This window comes from Cellulomonas sp. P1_G12_2, assembly GCF_056405535.1.
Genome location: NZ_JBFUBX010000001.1, coordinates 1119022 through 1135299, shown reverse-complemented (window position 1 = coordinate 1135299; position 16278 = coordinate 1119022). Strand labels below are relative to the sequence as shown.

The following is a 16278-nucleotide window of genomic DNA, read 5'->3' as shown; positions in this document are numbered from 1 at the left end:
TTGAGTACGTTGAGCCCATGACCGGCGACGACGCATGGGCAGGCCTCGAGGCGCGGGTACAGACGTGGATCGACGACGACCCCGACCCGCAGACCGCGCAGGAGCTGCGCGACCTGCTCGACCAGGCCCGCTCCGCACCCCCGGCGATCACGCCCGGGTACGAGCCCGACCCCACGCAGCGCCAGGCGCTCGACGCACGCTCCGCCGCCCGCGAGGAGCTGGCTGACCGGTTCACCGGTCTCCTGCAGTTCGGCACCGCCGGTCTGCGCGGCCGGCTCGGGGGCGGACCGCACCGGATGAACCGCGCGGTCGTCATCCGCGCCGCGTCCGGGCTGGCCGACTACCTGCTGGGCGAGCTCGACGGGGTGAGCCCCCGCCCGCGCGTGGTCATCGGGTACGACGCCCGGCACAAGTCCGTCGACTTCGCGCGCGACTCGGCAGCGGTCCTCACGGCCGTCGGCATCGAGGTGCTGGTCCTGCCGTCGGCGCTGCCCACGCCCGTGCTGGCGTTCGCGGTCCGCCACCTCGGCGCCGACGCCGGGATCATGGTCACCGCATCCCACAACCCGCCGCAGGACAACGGGTACAAGGTGTACCTGGGCGGCCGCGTGGTCACGGACTCCGGGCAGGGTGCGCAGATCGTGCCGCCCGCCGACGCGGCGATCGCGGCCGAGATCGCGCACGTGCCGTCCGTGGCGTCGGTGCCGCGTGCCGCGAGCGGCTGGACCGTGCTCGGCCCCGAGGTGCTCGACGCGTACGTGTCCTCGGCCGTCGCGCTGGCCCCCACGGACGACGCCACGCGCGCGGCCGCGAAGAACCTCCGCATCGTGCTCACCCCGCTGCACGGAGTCGGCGGCGCGGTGGCCCAACGGGTGCTCGCCGAGGCCGGCTTCACCGACGTGCTGGTGGTGCCCGAGCAGGCGGAGCCCGACGGCGACTTCCCGAGCATCGCGTTCCCCAACCCGGAGGAGCCCGGCGCCATCGACCTGGCGATCGGCCTGGCCAGCGACGAGGGCGCCGACCTGGTGATCGCCCTCGACCCGGACGCCGACCGCTGCGGCGTGGGCATCCAGGACCTGCGCCACCGGTCGTTCCGCGGCCCCGACACCGCGGAGGCGGAGGGCTGGCGCATCCTGCACGGCGACGAGACCGGGTCCCTGCTCGGGGCGCGCCTCGCGTCGGCCCCGCACCCGAACGGGTCCGCGTTCGCCAGCTCGATCGTCTCGTCGCGCCTGCTCGGCAAGATCGCGAGCGCCGCGGGCTACCGGCACGCGCAGACGCTCACGGGCTTCAAGTGGATCTCGCGCGTCGACAACCTGGTGTTCGGGTACGAGGAGGCGCTCGGCTACTGCGTGGACCCCGCGCACGTGCGCGACAAGGACGGGATCTCGGCGGCCGTGCTCGTCGCCGGCCTGGCCGCACGCCTCAAGGCAGAGGGACGCTCCCTCACGGACGCGCTCGACGACCTCGCCCGTGCGCACGGCCTGCACCTGACCGACCAGGTCTCCGCGCGGTTCGCCGACCTGTCGCAGATCGGCGCCACCGTGCAGCGGCTGCGCAACCGGCCACCGAGGTCGCTGGGAGGGTCCCGCGTCACCGAGGTCGTCGACCTGGCGGCGGGGACCGAGGACGACCGGGACGGCCTGCCTCCCACGGAGGGCCTGCGGCTGCTCACCGCGGACGGGACCCGCGTCATCGTCCGGCCGAGCGGGACCGAGCCCAAGGTGAAGTGCTACCTCGAGGTCATCCTCCCGCTCGACCCGGCGGCGGACCACAAGGCGGTCGGGCACGCGCGCGCGGAGGCTCGCACGCGGCTGGACGCCGTGGCGGCCGACGTGCGGACCGCGCTGGGCATCTAGCGCGTCCGGGTACAGCTGACGGCGGGGACCTGGAGGCCCGAGTCACCGGGCGCTGTGAGGTGGAACCCGAACGACGCGGAGTCTCCCTCGCGCAGGGTGCCGTTGTAGCTCATGTTCTCCGCGGTCACCTGGGATCCGCTGACGCCCACCCGGGCGTTCCAGACGGAGGTGATCTGCCCACCCGCCGGGAGCGCCCAGGTGACCGCCCAGCCCTCCACGCCGGTGCTTCCCGCGGTGACCACGACCTGCGCCTGGAACCAGTTCTGCCCCTCCGAGGTCCAGTGATTGGTGACCGTGTAGGCCGCCGTGCACGCGCTCGCCGGCATCGGCTCCGGCGGTTCGACGCCGCCCTCCGTCGGGCCGGGGGGCGGGCTGACGGCGGGCGGCGGCACCACCGGGGTCCTGGTCGGAGCGGGCGTCGGGGTCGGCGTCGCGGACGGTTCGGTCGTGGGTGTGGGCGTGGGGGTGGGCTGAGGTGCGTTCTTGAGGGTCAGGTCAGCGGCGGTGAACGGCGTCGGGGACGGGTTGACGTCCGGCACGCTGGTCCGCCCGTCGCACCAGCGCGCGGGATCGAAGCTGGTGTAGGACCCGGAGGTGCAGGAGAAGTCGACGGCCGCGTCGCCTCCCACGAGCACGGTGCCACCGAGCCGCGCGGACGAGCGGACGAGCGCGACGTCGCGCACGACAGCGCTCCCCTCGACCACCGCACCGGCCTGGACCCAGGCGCGGCCCTCGATCCGCGCGCCGCCCAGCACCTGCGCGTCCCCCCGCACCACGGCGTCCGGGCCGACGAAGGCGGTCGGGTCGACCGTCGCATCGTCGTCCACCCAGCCGCCTCCGTTCGCGTGCCGGTGACCGCCGTCCACGGGGGGATCCGCGGCGTCGTCGGCCACGCTCGCCCCGTGCACGCGGAACTCGTAGGGGTAGCGGGCGACCTCCCCGAACCCGGCGTCGGAGCCGCGCGCGTGGTGTTGCGTCGGCGTACCCACGACGACCAGGTACACCTCGCTCTCCCCGGCGCGGAGCGTGAGCTGCACCTCCTGGTCGAGGCTCTCGGTCACCGGGCTGTACCGGGGCACCCCGTTGCGCAGCACGACGAACCCGAAGCTCAGCCCGGCGTCGGGCGCGTCGTCGTGGCCGCGCAGGCGCAGGTGGATGTCGCGCACTCCCGCGTCCGGCTCGAGGCGGACGATCGTGAAGCCGTAGTCGGACGGTGCGAACCCGTCGAGCACGCGGTAGTGCCCCGGATCGCCGTCGACCGGCTCGACGGGGGTCGTCCGGTCCGCGAGCAGGACGGGGTCGAGGGCGTCGACCGTGGCGGCGATCGCGGTGCGGTCCGTGAAGTCCCACGTGACGGTGCGCAGCGCGTACTCGGCGACCCGCCGGTTCAGGTCCGCCTGCCCGAGGCCGGTGAGCCGCTGGTAGGTGCTCAGCGGATCCTCGCCCTCCTGCGCCTCGCGCCACATGTTCCCGAGCAGCTGCTCGCCGTCGCGCTCCGCCAGGTACTGCAGCAGCAGCCAGCCGCCGTCGCCCAGTCGGGGGCTCGCCCAGTGCAGCTGCGGGCTGCGCACCACGTCAGCAGGGTCCCCGATCCCGCCCGGCGCGGCCACGGTCGCCAGGTAGGCGGCGCTGGCGGACCAGAAGGTGGCGGCGTCGTCGGACGCGAACCCGCGACCGGGTGCGTCGAGGGACGCGAAGCCCTGCACCACCTCGGCGAAGCCGCGGGCGAGCTCCCACGACGGGTCGAACTCCGAGCCGCCCGCGGGCTCGGGCTCACCGGTGGAGGGTGCCGTCGCGGACTCGTGCCCCCGCGCGGTCAGGGACGGCACGTCGACCCGGAGCAGCCCGACGCCGTCGGCCACCGAGCCTGTCGCGCCGCGCAGGGGTTGCGAGAGCCCGCCGACCGAGGGGACGACAACCTCGCTCGACGGCGCGCCGGGCCCGTCGGACCAGGTCCCGTCGACGACGACGACGACCTTGTGCCGAGCGATCGCCCCGTCCTCGTCGACGACGCGCAGGTCGTGCACGTCGAGCGCGTACAGCGCGTCGAGCTGGGCGACGGCTCGGGCCGGGTCGAACCTCAGCTCCGCCGGCGCCGTCGTGGGGTCCGGGCCCGCCCGGTCTCCCCACGCGAGGACGACGTCCTGGCCCTCGCGGACATGAGCACGCTTCCACGACTCGGTCCACGCGGCCGGGACCACGAGGGTCTTGTCGGAGCGGAGGTGTCGCAGGGTCGTGGCGGTCCCCACGCCGGCCAGGAGGGCGACCAGGACCACGACGGCGACGATCCCGCCGCGTCCCCATCGCCCCATCCGTGCTCGTCCCCTCGCCGTGACGCACGCCGTGTGCGCGCACCCGAGGACTCGGGCCCGCCGGACGGCCGCCCCACTGTCGCCGACCGCCCCGGTCGAGTCAATTGGGGGCAGAAGTACCGAACGGGTGATTCTGCCGGCCGGGATCGCTGCCTGCTCTTTTGAGCAAAGATCGCAACAGGTGTTGCAGGGCCCGGTGCCCGTGCCTACCCTGGGACGACATGAGAGGAACGGGATGATCGAGTCGGACGAGCTGCTGTCCATCCGCGCGGCCGAGCTGTACTACGAGGAGGACAAGACCCAGGACGAGATCGGGTCGATCCTCACGCTCACCCGCTGGAAGGTCGGACGACTGCTCGCGCAGGCCAAGGCGAGCGGGTTCATCCGCATCGAGATCGTCCACCCCCGCGCCCGCCGCCTGCCGGTCGAGCGCCGGCTGCGCGAGACCTGCGGGCTCACCGACGCGATCGTGGTGTCCACGGCGGGCGTCGACGACCAGGACGAGCTCCAGGTGCGCACCGCCCAGGCTGCGGCCGACTACCTGGCCTCGCTGCGGCCGGCCCCGCGCACGCTCGGGATCAGCTGGGGCCGCACGCTCGACGACGTCGCCCGGCACCTCCAGGACGGCTGGGCCGCGGGGGTGGACGTCGTCCAGATCAACGGGGGCGTCAGCCTGAACCGGCGCGCCGGCACCGCCGCGTCCACCGCCGTGACCATGGCGCAGAAGGCGGGCGGCCACGCCACCCTGCTGCCGAGCCCTGCGATCCTCGAACGGCTGGAGACCAAGCAGGCCATCGAGTCCGACCGCGCCGTCGCCGCCGTCCTCGACCTGGCGTCCGGCGCCGACGCCTACCTGTTCAGCGCCGGGGCGGCCGATGCCGGCTCCGTGCTCGTCGACAGCGGCTACCTCACCCCCGACGACATCGCCGGGCTCGTCCGCGCAGGCGCGGTCGGTGATGTCGTCGGCCGGTACGTCGACGGCTCCGGCGCCATCGTCGACCCGCGGCTCGACGAGCGGACCGTCGGCCTGTCGCTGGAGCGCCTGCGCGCCGCGCAGCTCAGCATCGCGGTCGTCGCGGGGGCGGCCAAGCACGCCGTCGCGAGCGCCGTCGTCAGCAGCGGCCTGTGCACCGTCCTCGTCACCGACGAGGACACGGCCCTGCACCTCATCGAGAACCACCCATCGGTCCAGGACAGCGAGGAACCCGCATGACAGGCACCCAGATCGTCCCCGGGGAGCGCGCCATCGCGCTCCTGGGCGGCGAAGCGAACGACGCCAACCTGCGTCGCTACCTGCACGGCATCCCCGGCGTCGACGCCGTCGGACTGGAGCAGCGGGCCGCGGGGCTCGGCACACGCTCCATCAAGACGACCTCCAAGGCGTGGGCGCTCGACCGGATCATCGGGCTCATCGACCTGACCACCCTCGAGGGCGCCGACACACCGGGCAAGGTGCGCTCGCTCGTCGCCAAGGCGGTCACCCCGGACCCGTCCGACCCCGGCTGCCCCCGCGTCGCCGCGGTGTGCGTGTACGGCGACATGGTGGGCCACGCGGTCCAAGCGCTGGGCTCCGCGCACGGCGACCCAGACCAGGGCAAGATCGCCGTCGCGGCGGTCGCCACGGCGTTCCCGAGCGGCCGCGCGTCGCGGTCGATCAAGCTCGAGGACACCGCCGACGCGGTCGCCGCGGGCGCCGACGAGATCGACATGGTCATCGACCGCGGGGCGTTCCTCGCGGGGCGGTACGGCCAGGTGTACGACGAGATCATCGCCGTGAAGGAAGCCTGCCGCCGCGCCGACGGGACCTCCGCGCACCTCAAGATCATCCTCGAGACCGGCGAGCTGAACACCTACGACAACGTCCGCCGGGCGTCGTGGCTGGGGATCCTCGCGGGTGGCGACTTCATCAAGACGTCCACGGGCAAGGTGTCCCCGGCGGCCACGCTGCCCGTGACCCTGCTCATGCTCGAGGTCGTGCGCGACTGGCACCGGCTCAGCGGCGAGAAGGTCGGCGTCAAGCCCGCCGGCGGCATCCGCACGTCCAAGGACGCGATCAAGTACCTGGTGACCGTCGCCGAGACCGTCGGGGAGGAGTGGCTGACGCCGCACCTGTTCCGGTTCGGCGCCTCCAGCCTGCTCAACGACGTGCTGATGCAGCGGCAGAAGATGACGACCGGGCACTACGCCGGTCCTGACTACGTGACGATCGACTGAAGGGCCACTGATGTCATTCCTCGAGTACGCCCCGGCCCCCGAGTCGCAGGCGATCCTGAACCTGCGCAGCGAGTACGGCCTCTTCATCGACGGTGAGTTCCGCGAGGGGCACGGCACGCCGTTCGCCTCCATCTCGCCGGCCACCGAGAAGCACATCGCGACGATCTCGACCGCTGACGCGGCGGACGTCGACGCCGCCGTGGCCGCCGCGCGCCGCGCCTACGACCGCACCTGGTCGCGCATGTCCGGTGCCGACCGCGGCAAGTACCTGTTCCGGATCGCCCGCCTGGTCCAGGAGCGCAGCCGCGAGCTCGCCGTGGCGGAGAGCCTCGACAACGGCAAGCCGATCAAGGAGAGCCGGGACGTCGACGTGCCGCTGGTCGCGGCCTGGTTCTTCTACTACGCCGGCTGGGCCGACAAGCTCGACCACGCCGGCCTCGGCGCCAACCCCGCGTCCCTCGGTGTCGCCGCGCAGGTCATCCCGTGGAACTTCCCGCTCCTCATGCTCGCGTGGAAGATCGCTCCGGCGCTCGCCGCCGGCAACACCGTCGTCCTCAAGCCGGCCGAGACCACCTCGCTGACCGCGCTGCTGTTCGCGGAGATCGTGCAGCAGGCCGACCTGCCGCCGGGGGTCGTCAACATCATCACGGGTGCGGGCGCCACGGGCGTCGCGCTGGTCGGGCACGACGACGTGAACGCGGTCGCGTTCACCGGGTCGACGCCCGTCGGGCGGGCGATCGCCAAGTCCGTCGCCGGCACGCACAAGAAGGTGACGCTCGAGCTGGGCGGCAAGGCGGCGAACATCGTGTTCGACGACGCCCCGATCGACCAGGCCATCGAGGGCATCGTCAACGGCATCTTCTTCAACCAGGGTCACGTCTGCTGCGCGGGCAGCCGGCTGCTGGTGCAGGAGTCGATCCACGACGAGGTCGTCGACCGGCTCAAGGCCCGGCTGTCCACCCTGCGCCTCGGTGACCCGCTGGACAAGAACACCGACATCGGCGCCATCAACAGCGCCGCGCAGCTGGACCGCATCCGGTCGCTGAGCGACATCGGCGAGGCCGAGGGTGCCGAGCGCTGGACGGCCGAGTGCACCATCCCGGAGAACGGGTTCTGGTTCGCGCCGACCATCTTCACCAACGTGTCCACCAGCCACCGGATCGCCCAGGAGGAGGTCTTCGGGCCGGTCCTGTCCGTGCTGACGTTCCGCACCCCGGCGGAGGCGATCGCCAAGGCGAACAACACCCCGTTCGGCCTGTCCGCGGGCATCTGGTCCGACAAGGGCAGCCGCATCCTGGCCGTCGCCGACAAGCTCCGCGCCGGCGTGATCTGGGCCAACACGTTCAACCGGTTCGACCCCGCCAGCCCGTTCGGTGGGTACAAGGAGTCCGGCTACGGACGCGAGGGTGGCCGCCACGGCATCGCCTCGTACCTGACGAGCGGTACGGCCGCTCGGCCCGCGGTCGCTGCTGCCGCCACGAAGCCCAAGACCGTCACCAAGGGAGCCACCAAGTGACCCGCCTCGCCGTGCCCAAGACCTACAAGCTGTACATCGGTGGGGCGTTCCCGCGCAGCGAGTCGGGTCGGACGTACGAGATCGTCAGCGCCAAGGGCGCGTTCCTCGCCAACGCGTCGAAGGCGTCCCGCAAGGACGCGCGGGACGCGGTCGTCGCCGCCCGTGCCGCCGTCGGGGGCTGGTCGGGTGCGACCGCGTACAACCGCGCCCAGGTGCTCTACCGCGTCGCCGAGATCCTCGAGGGCCGGCGTGCGCAGTTCGTCGCCGAGATCGTCGATGCCGAGGGCGTCTCCACCGCAGTCGCGACCGCCCAGGTCGACACCGCGATCGACCGCTGGGTCTGGTACGCCGGTTGGGCCGACAAGTACGCGCAGGTGGCCGGCAACGCCAACCCCGTCGCGGGGCCGTACTTCAACATCTCGGTCCCGGAGCCCACGGGAGTGGTCGCGATCATCGCCCCCCAGGACTCGTCGCTGCTCGGGCTGGTCTCCGCGGTGGCCCCGGCCCTCGTCTCCGGCAACACGGTCGTCGTGGTGGCCTCCGAGAAGCTCCCCCTGTCGGCGATCAGCCTGTCCGAGGTGCTCGCCACGAGCGACGTGCCCAAGGGCGTCGTCAACGTGCTCACCGGGTCGCCCGCCGAGATCGCGCCCTGGCTCGCCAGCCACCAGGACGTCAACGCGCTCGACCTGGTGGGCGCCGGCGCCCTGGACTGGGTGGACCTGCAGATCGCGGCGGCGGACACCCTCAAGCGCGTCCTCCCGCCGGAGAACGGCCCGGACGCGGCGGCGCCGACGCTCGGCCGCATCACGGCGTTCGTGGAGACGAAGACCGTCTGGCACACGAAGGGCCTGATCTAGGCGCGACGACGGCCCGCACCCGAGCTCGGGTGCGGGCCGTCGGGCTGCTCAGGCGCGGTGGCGTCCGCCGCGGGCCGCCACGTACGCGGGCCGGATGACCTGGTCGATCAGGGCGGACCGCTCGTCGTGGTGCAGGAACGAGTGCGCGGCGGCGGTGACCGCCACGTCGCGCAGGTCGACCAGGTCCCAACCGGCCTCCTCGACCAGGAGCGTGAGCTCGCGGGTCATCGAGGTGCCCGACTGCAGGCGGTTGTCGGTGTTCACCGTGACGGCGAAGCCCAGGTTCCGCAGCCGCGTGACGGGGTGCGCGGCCACGGACTCCGCGGCACCGGTCTGCACGTTGGACGACGGGCACAGCTCCAGCGGGATGCGCCGGTCGCGCACCCAGTGCGCGAGGGGGCCGAGCTTGTCGCCCAGCTCGTCGGCGGTCACGTCCTCGATGAGCCGGACGCCGTGGCCGATCCGGCAGGCGTGGGCGACGTGCACGGCCTCGGCGATCGACTCGACCCCGGCCGCCTCGCCGGCGTGCACGGTCGCGGGGAAGTCGGCGTTCGCGAGCGTGTCGAACGCGGACGCCTGGCGTGAGGGCGGGAAGCCCGCCTCGGCACCGGCGATGTCGAAGCCGACCACCCCGTTGTCGCGGTTCTCCAGGGCGAGAGCCGCGATCTCGTCCCCGCGGTCGGCGTGCCGCATCGCGGTGATGAGGGTGCCGATCCGGATCGAGCGGCCCTGCGACGCAGCCTCGGCGATCCCCTCGGCGAACCCGGCCTGCACGGCGTCGACCACCTGCTGGAGCGAGAGCCCCTTGCTCAGGTGCTGCTCGGGCGCGTACCGCTGCTCGGCGTACACCACCCCGTCGGCGGCCAGGTCGAGCACGGACTCGCGCGCGACCCGGCGCAGCCCGTCCTCCGTCTGCATGACCGCGACCGTGTGGTCGAACGTCTCGAGGTAGCGCTCCAGCGTCCCCGAGCTCGCAGCCTCGACGAACCAGCGCCCGAGCTCGTCGGGGTCGGTCGCGGGCAGCTCGTACCCGATCTCGGCCGCGAGCTCGATGATCGTCGCCGGGCGCAGCCCACCGTCCAGGTGGTCGTGCAGCACGACCTTCGGAAGGCTCGGGATGAGCGCGACGAGCGCGGAGGTGGCGTCGGCCTCGGACGACTCGGACGAAGCGGGCACGTCAGCGGTCGCAGCCGCCGAGGGCTCGGAGGGGGAGGTCATGCGCTCACCGTACCGGGACGGCCGTTCCTGAGCAGGCTGTCAACTCTCGGCGCCGTCGTCCTCGGGCACCTCGGTGTCCTGCTCCACCACGTCGGCCTCGTCCGCACGCCCATCCCGGTCCGCCCGGGCGAACCCCGGCTCGTACTCCTCCGGGTCGGTCGTGTCCGCGTCGTCGGACGTCTCGTCGGCGAGGCTGCGCGGCCCGTCCGGGTCCACCGGCACCAGGCCGGCATCCCGCCAGGCTTCGTTCCCGGGCACGGTGCTCATCACCCCATCCTGCCCCCGCCGCAGCGCCTCCGCGAGGGTCAGGCGTCGATGCGGTCGATCACCAGCGGGCGCTCGGGCACGGCAGTCCCGGCGGGTGCGACGACGACCTTGCCGACGAGCGCCTCGCGCGCCCGCCCGAACCGCTCGGGCGTGTCGGTGTGCAGCGTCAGCAGCGGCTGCCCGGCCCGCACGACGTCCCCGGGCTTGGCGTGCAGCTCGACACCGGCGCCCGCTTGCACCGGGTCCTCCTTGCGCGCGCGTCCCGCCCCGAGCCGCCACGCGGCGATCCCGACCGCGTAGGCGTCGAGCTCCGTGAGCACGCCGTCGGACTCCGCCAGCACCTGCTCGGTCTCGCGGGCCACCGGCAGGATCGCGTCCGGGTCGCCGCCCTGGGCCGCGATCATGCGCTTCCACGCATCCATCGCGCGGCCGTCGGCCAGTGCCGCCGCGACGTCCTCACCGGGGCGTCCCGCGGCGTCGAGCATCTCGCGCGCCAGCGCCACCGTGAGCTCGACGACGTCGGCCGGTCCCCCGCCGGCCAGCACGTCGACCGACTCCCGGACCTCGAGCGCGTTGCCGGCCGTGAGCCCGAGCGGCGTCGACATGTCGGTGAGCAGCGCGACGGTCTTCACGCCGGCGTCCGTGCCGAGCGCGACCATCGTGCGGGCCAGCTCGCGGGCGCGGTCGACGTCCTTCATGAACGCGCCGGAGCCCACCTTCACGTCGAGCACGAGCGCACCCGTGCCCTCCGCGATCTTCTTGCTCATGATCGAGCTGGCGATCAGCGGGATGGCCTCGACCGTGCCGGTGACGTCGCGCAGCGCGTACAGCTTGCGGTCGGCGGGTGCGAGGCCCGAGCCGGCCTGGCAGATGACCGCGCCGACGTCGTCGAGCTGGGCCATCATCTCCTCGTTGCTCAGGGCGGCCCGCCAGCCGGGGATGGACTCGAGCTTGTCCAGCGTCCCGCCGGTGTGGCCCAGCCCGCGGCCCGACAGCTGCGGCACCGCGACGCCGAACACCGCGACGAGCGGCGCGAGCGGCAACGTGATCTTGTCTCCCACGCCGCCGGTCGAGTGCTTGTCCGCGGTCGGGCGCGACAGCCCCGAGAAGTCCATCCGCTCGCCGCTGGCGATCATCGCGGCGGTCCACCGGGCGATCTCCGCGCGGTCCATCCCGTTGAGCAGGATCGCCATGTTGAGCGCCGACATCTGCTCCTCGGCCACCACGCCGCGGGTGTACGCGTCGATGACCCAGTCGATCTCCGCGTCGCTCAGGCGGTGCCCGTCACGCTTGGTGACGATGACGTCGACGGCGTCGAATGCCTCGGTGCTCATTCCCGTTCCTCCAGGTCGGCGGGCCCGAACGCGTCCGGGAGCACCTCGGTCATCGGCTTGATGCCGTGCGTGGTCTCCACCAGCAGCCGGGCTCCCCCGTGCTCCCAGAGCAGCTGCCGGCACCGGCCGCAGGGCATGAGGACGTTCCCGTGCTTGTCCACGCACGTGAACGCGACCAGCCGCCCGCCGCCCGAGACGTGCAGGCCGGAGACCAGCGCGCACTCGGCGCAGAGCGTCACGCCGTACGACGCGTTCTCCACGTTGCAGCCGACGACCACACGACCGTCGTCCACCAGCGCGGCGGCACCGACCTGGAAGTCCGAGTACGGCGCGTACGCCTTGTGCATGACCTCGGTGGCGGCGGAACGCAGGGCGTCCCAGTCGATCTCCACGTTCTCAGCTCACTTCGTGTAGGGGATGCCCTCGGCGGCCGGCGGGCGCACGCGTCCGACCAGCCCCGCGACGGCGAAGATGGTCACGATGTACGGCGTCATCAGCATGATCTGGCTGGGGATGGGCGTCTGGATGATGCTCAGCTGCAGCTGCAGGTTGTTGGCGAACCCGAACAGCAGGGCCGCCGCCAGCGCACCCTTGGGGCTCCAGCGGCCCAGGATCATGGCGGCGAGCGCGATGTACCCCTTGCCGTTGGTCATCTCCTTGCCGAACGCGAGCCCCGCGGCCACCGTGAAGAACGCGCCACCGAGACCGGCGACCGCGCCGCCCAGCACGGTGGAGCGCAGCCGCGTGCGGTTGACCTTGATGCCGACCGTGTCCGCGGCCTTCGGGTGCTCGCCGACGGAGCGCAGGCGCAGGCCCCAGCGGGACCGGAACACCATGATCTGCAGCACGATCACGACGACGTACATGATGTAGACGAGCGCGGTCTGGCGAAACAGCACCGGGCCGATGATCGGGATCTGCGAGAGCACGGGGATGCTGATGACGGGCAGGCCCGGAGGGTTGTTCCAGGTGTCGGGGTTCTCCTTGAGCACGGTGGAGAACAGGTAGCTCGTCACGCCGATGACCAGCACGTTGAGCACCACGCCGACGATGATCTGGTTGACCACGTACTTGATGGAGAAGAGCACCAGCAGCAGCCCGACGAGCGCACCGGCGATGGGCGCCGCGATGAGCCCCGCGTACGCGCTGCCGGTCAGGGTGGCGACGACCGCGGCGAGGAACGCCCCGCCGAGCAGCTGACCCTCGATGGCGATGTTGATGATGCCCGAGCGCTCGCACAGCAGACCTGCGAGGGCGCCGAACACCAGCGGGATCGCCAGGAACAGGGAGCCCTGCAGCAGGCCCGTGAGCGGCAGCGCGCTGTCCTTGCCGGCGACCGCCCAGACGAGGAACGCGAAGACCATGAGCACGCCGTACGTGATCGGCAGCCAGACGCCGGCCTTCTCACGCCGGCGGGTCTCGTAGAACGACACGCCAGCAAGAGCCAGCGCGCCGAGGCACAGGATGATCGCGGTGAGCTTCGAGGGCACCGAGAACGGCGTGAACTGGACGAAGTCGCGCGACGTGGAGATGCCGAACGTGCTCGTCTCCCCGCTGGGGCCGAGCAGACCGAAGACGACGAGCCCGAACAGGGCGACGACCCCGTAGGCGATCGGCGCGTGCCACCGGATGGGGGGCAGGACCTGCGGGGAGGCGGGGCGTGCCGACGCCGGGGCGTCGATCGTGGGGGCGCTCACGCGCTGACCTCCTTCGCGGTGACGGGCACGACGGGCTTCGGTGCGCGGGGCACACCCGGCGAGGGCAGCCGGAACACCGACCGCACCAGCGGCGGGGCCGCGATGAACAGGACGATGAGCGACTGCACGACGAGCACGATGTCGATGGGCGTCCCGGTACGCGCCTGCATGACCACGCCGCCGGCGCGCAACGCGCCGAACAGGATGCCGGCGAGCACCGTGCCGAGCGGCTTGGACCGACCGAGCAGGGCGACCGTGATGGCGTCGAACCCGTAGCTCGCCGCGACGCCGGCCGTGAGGACCCGCTCCGTGCCGAGCACCTGCGCCGAGCCCGCGAGACCCGCGAACGCACCGGCCGTGAGCATGACCCACACGTAGGTCGCGTTCACCGAGATGCCGGCGGTGCGCGCCGCGTGCGGGTTGGAGCCCACGGCACGGAACCGGAAGCCGATGGTCGAGCGCTCCATGAGCCACCACGTGAACACCGCGGCGGCGATGGCCACCAGGAAGCCGGCGTGCAGGCGGTACCCGCTGCCGAGCAGCAGGGGGTATACCGCGCTGTCGGGGATCGGCGGACTGACCGGGTTGTTGCTGCCCGGGCGCTGGAACGCGTCGAGGCTCAGCAGGTACGCGACCAGGTAGATCGCGATGTTGTTGAGCATGATCGTCACGATGACCTCGTGCGCGCCGGTGCGTGCCTTGAGCACACCGGCGATGCCCGCCCACAGCGCACCACCGAGCGCGGCGCCGATGACGCAGAGCAGCAGGTGCAGCACCGGCGGCAGGTCGAACGTGAAGCCGATGAACCCGGCGAAGATCCCACCGAGGATGATCTGGCCCTGGGCGCCGATGTTGAACAGGCCGGCGCGGAAGCCGATGCCCAGGCCGAGACCGGCCAGGATGAGCGGCGTCGCGACGGTCAGGGTCTCGGTGATGGGGCGGACCGCACGGCCCAGCTCCTCGGCGCGCGGGTCGAAGACCGCCCCGGCGAACAGGGCCGCGTAGGCCTCGGAGACGGCGGACCACGCTGCGGCGAGCAGGTCGCCCGGGCGTGAGAAGAAGTAGCCGGCCGCCTCCTGGACGGCCGCGTCCGCCGCGGCGATCAGCAAGCCGCCGATGAGGAGCGCGAGCACGACGGCGAGCACCGAGACGAGCCAGCTGCTCGTGAGCATCTCGTGCAGGATGCGGCGCCCGCCGTCCGGCTCCTCCGCCGGGGCGACGACGCCGGTCTGCCCGGGGGGCGGCACCTGCGCGTCGGGCAGCGGGGTGGGCGTCGGGCTGCTCACAGCTCCTCCTGGGGGGTTGCCGTGTCAGCGGCTGTCGTGGTCGGTGCGGGTGCGGGCGGGGCGGCCTCGAGATCGGCCCCGCCGAGCGCCGTGTGGTGCTCGGCGGCCTGGCGCACGGCCTCGTCCTCCGGCACGCCCGCCATCATCAGGCCCAGCACGTCGCGGTCGGTCCCACCCGGGACGTCCCCGACGACGCGGCCGCGGTACATGACCAGGATCCGGTCGGCGAGCGCCAGGACCTCGTCCAGCTCGGTCGACACGATGATCACCGGGGTGCCGTTGTCGCGCTCCTGGACGATCCGGGTGTGCACGAACTCGATGGAGCCGACGTCGAGGCCTCGGGTGGGCTGCGACGCGATGAGCAGGCGCAGCGGCCGTGACATCTCCCGCGCCAGCACGACCTTCTGCTGGTTGCCGCCGGACAGGGTGCTCGCGTGCGCGTCGATCGACCCGGTGCGGACGTCGAACTCGGCGATCCGCCTGTCGGCGTTCTCCCGCACGGCCGCGGGCCGCAGCGCGACGCCTCGGGCGAACGGCTCGTAGCGGTGCAGGTCGAGGATGAGGTTCTCCGCGATGGAGAAGTCGGCGATGACGCCGTCGGTCGACCGGTCCTCCGGGACGAACCCGACGCCGGCATGGAGCACGTCCCGCACCGAGCGGCCGACCAGCTCGACGCCGTCCAGCTGCACCGACCCGGCGACCGGCGACTGCAGGCCCAGCATCACCTCGGTGAGCTCGGTCTGACCGTTGCCCTGCACGCCTGCGATCGCCAGGATCTCGCCGCGGGCGACGTCGAACGAGACGTCGTCGACCTGCCGGATGCCCGCCTCGTCGATGACCGTGAGGTTGCGCACCTGCACGGTGGCCTCGCCCGGCACGGCGACGGAGCGGTCGACGCCCAGGTCGACCGAGCGGCCGACCATGAGGGACGCGAGCTCGGTCTCCGACGTCGAGGGCTCCGCGGTGCCGACGACCTTGCCCCGGCGGATGATCGTGATGCGGTCCGCGACCGCGCGCACCTCACGCAGCTTGTGCGTGATGAAGACGATCGAGGTCCCCGACTCCTTGAGCTGGCGCATGATCCCGATGAGCTCGTCGGTCTCCTGCGGCGTGAGCACGGCGGTGGGCTCGTCGAGGATGAGGACCTTCGCGTGGCGGGAGAGCGCCTTGATGATCTCCACGCGCTGCTGGACACCGACGGGCAGGTCCTCGATGTACGCGTCGGGGTCGACGTGGAACCCGAACTGGTCGGAGATCTCCTTGACCCGGCGGCGTGCCTCGGGAAGGTCGATCAGGCCGGCGCCGCGCACGGGCTCGTGGCCGAGCACCACGTTCTCCGCGACGGTGAAGACCGGGACGAGCATGAAGTGCTGGTGGACCATGCCGATCCCGGCGGCCATCGCGTCACCGGGCCCGACGAACCTCACGGGCACGTCGTCGACGAGGATCTGGCCGTCGTCGGGGTCGTACAGGCCGTACAGCACGTTCATCAGCGTGCTCTTGCCGGCGCCGTTCTCGCCCAGCAGGGCGTGGATCTCGCCGGGCTCGACCACGAGGTCGATGTGGTCGTTGGCGACCAACGGCCCGAAGGTCTTGGTGATGCCCTGCAGCTCCAGCTTCACCGGTGGTCTCCTTCGACGTCACGAGCGTTCCTAGACACTACTCATCTGCGTGGCGCGGGTGCGCCGGACAGGCCGACGGCCCGGGCATCTCGCCCG

13 protein-coding genes are annotated in these 16278 nt (G+C 72.5%); 5 read left to right on the top strand and 8 right to left on the bottom strand.

Features of this window, described 5'->3' with window-relative positions; genetic code table 11:
• Window positions 1-17: 17 nt before the first annotated feature.
• On the top strand, window positions 18-1859 hold the full coding sequence (locus tag AC1DXT_RS05455) for a phospho-sugar mutase (RefSeq protein WP_477060324.1): 1842 nt from the start codon (window positions 18-20) through the stop codon (window positions 1857-1859).
• On the opposite strand, the gene AC1DXT_RS05450 is transcribed toward AC1DXT_RS05455, so the two are convergent.
• Window positions 1856-4171 carry a DUF6055 domain-containing protein gene (locus AC1DXT_RS05450; RefSeq protein ID WP_477060323.1) on the bottom strand — a complete coding sequence of 772 codons (2316 nt, stop codon included), beginning with the start codon at window positions 4169-4171 and terminating at the stop codon, window positions 1856-1858. The two genes, AC1DXT_RS05455 and AC1DXT_RS05450, sit on opposite strands and share 4 nt — an antisense overlap.
• Before the next feature lie 235 nt (window positions 4172-4406).
• On the opposite strand from AC1DXT_RS05450, the gene AC1DXT_RS05445 reads away from it, so the two are divergent.
• From AC1DXT_RS05445 to AC1DXT_RS05430, 4 genes are read left to right on the top strand one after another with little or no spacing between them, the layout of a single operon-like run.
• Complete coding sequence (locus AC1DXT_RS05445) at window positions 4407-5384, top strand: sugar-binding transcriptional regulator (protein WP_477060322.1); 978 nt, start codon at window positions 4407-4409, stop codon at window positions 5382-5384.
• Window positions 5381-6385 carry a deoxyribose-phosphate aldolase gene (deoC, locus tag AC1DXT_RS05440; protein WP_477060321.1) on the top strand — a complete coding sequence of 335 codons (1005 nt, stop codon included), beginning with the start codon at window positions 5381-5383 and terminating at the stop codon, window positions 6383-6385. Before AC1DXT_RS05445 ends, deoC begins: the two co-directional genes overlap by 4 nt.
• Window positions 6386-6395: 10 nt before the next feature.
• Window positions 6396-7901, top strand: coding sequence for an aldehyde dehydrogenase family protein (locus tag AC1DXT_RS05435; protein WP_477060320.1), 1506 nt, complete (start codon window positions 6396-6398; stop codon window positions 7899-7901).
• The gene (locus AC1DXT_RS05430) at window positions 7898-8758 is read left to right on the top strand and encodes an aldehyde dehydrogenase family protein (protein ID WP_477060319.1); all 861 of its coding nucleotides are present in this window, start codon (window positions 7898-7900) and stop codon (window positions 8756-8758) included. The genes AC1DXT_RS05435 and AC1DXT_RS05430 overlap by 4 nt, the downstream gene beginning before the upstream one ends.
• Before the next feature lie 48 nt (window positions 8759-8806).
• On the opposite strand, the gene AC1DXT_RS05425 is transcribed toward AC1DXT_RS05430, so the two are convergent.
• The 7 genes from AC1DXT_RS05425 to AC1DXT_RS05395 are packed head-to-tail and all read right to left on the bottom strand — an operon-like array spanning window position 8807 to window position 16182.
• Window positions 8807-9976, bottom strand: coding sequence for an adenosine deaminase (locus tag AC1DXT_RS05425; RefSeq protein ID WP_477060318.1), 1170 nt, complete (start codon window positions 9974-9976; stop codon window positions 8807-8809).
• A 39-nt stretch (window positions 9977-10015) separates the two neighbouring features.
• Window positions 10016-10243, bottom strand: a complete 228-nt coding sequence (locus tag AC1DXT_RS05420) for a hypothetical protein (RefSeq protein ID WP_477060317.1) — start codon at window positions 10241-10243, stop codon at window positions 10016-10018.
• Window positions 10244-10281: 38 nt separating this feature from the next.
• A complete protein-coding gene (locus AC1DXT_RS05415; RefSeq protein ID WP_477060316.1) occupies window positions 10282-11577 on the bottom strand; it encodes a thymidine phosphorylase in 1296 nt (431 codons plus the stop codon).
• Entirely contained in the window at window positions 11574-11969 is a 396-nt protein-coding gene (locus AC1DXT_RS05410; protein WP_477060315.1) for a cytidine deaminase, read from the bottom strand. The genes AC1DXT_RS05415 and AC1DXT_RS05410 overlap by 4 nt, the downstream gene beginning before the upstream one ends.
• 9 nt (window positions 11970-11978) lie before the next feature.
• A complete protein-coding gene (locus tag AC1DXT_RS05405; protein ID WP_477060314.1) occupies window positions 11979-13274 on the bottom strand; it encodes an ABC transporter permease in 1296 nt (431 codons plus the stop codon).
• Window positions 13271-14560: an ABC transporter permease gene (locus tag AC1DXT_RS05400; protein ID WP_477060313.1), complete on the bottom strand. Its 1290-nt coding sequence runs from the start codon at window positions 14558-14560 to the stop codon at window positions 13271-13273. The genes AC1DXT_RS05405 and AC1DXT_RS05400 overlap by 4 nt, the downstream gene beginning before the upstream one ends.
• On the bottom strand, window positions 14557-16182 hold the full coding sequence (locus tag AC1DXT_RS05395) for an ABC transporter ATP-binding protein (protein ID WP_477060312.1): 1626 nt from the start codon (window positions 16180-16182) through the stop codon (window positions 14557-14559). Before AC1DXT_RS05395 ends, AC1DXT_RS05400 begins: the two co-directional genes overlap by 4 nt.
• Window positions 16183-16278: the final 96 nt, after the last annotated feature.

What these genes read in the sequence shown, in the direction of transcription:
- AC1DXT_RS05425 (WP_477060318.1), bottom strand. Translation starts at nt 9,976, where the DNA reads ATGACCTCCCCCTCCGAGCCCTCGGCGGCTGCGACCGCTGACGTGCCC.
- deoC (WP_477060321.1), top strand. Translation starts at nt 5,381, where the DNA reads ATGACAGGCACCCAGATCGTCCCCGGGGAGCGCGCCATCGCGCTCCTG.
- AC1DXT_RS05415 (WP_477060316.1), bottom strand. Translation starts at nt 11,577, where the DNA reads ATGAGCACCGAGGCATTCGACGCCGTCGACGTCATCGTCACCAAGCGT.
- AC1DXT_RS05445 (WP_477060322.1), top strand. Translation starts at nt 4,407, where the DNA reads ATGATCGAGTCGGACGAGCTGCTGTCCATCCGCGCGGCCGAGCTGTAC.
- AC1DXT_RS05420 (WP_477060317.1), bottom strand. Translation starts at nt 10,243, where the DNA reads ATGAGCACCGTGCCCGGGAACGAAGCCTGGCGGGATGCCGGCCTGGTG.
- AC1DXT_RS05455 (WP_477060324.1), top strand. Translation starts at nt 18, where the DNA reads ATGACCGGCGACGACGCATGGGCAGGCCTCGAGGCGCGGGTACAGACG.
- AC1DXT_RS05435 (WP_477060320.1), top strand. Translation starts at nt 6,396, where the DNA reads ATGTCATTCCTCGAGTACGCCCCGGCCCCCGAGTCGCAGGCGATCCTG.
- AC1DXT_RS05450 (WP_477060323.1), bottom strand. Translation starts at nt 4,171, where the DNA reads ATGGGGCGATGGGGACGCGGCGGGATCGTCGCCGTCGTGGTCCTGGTC.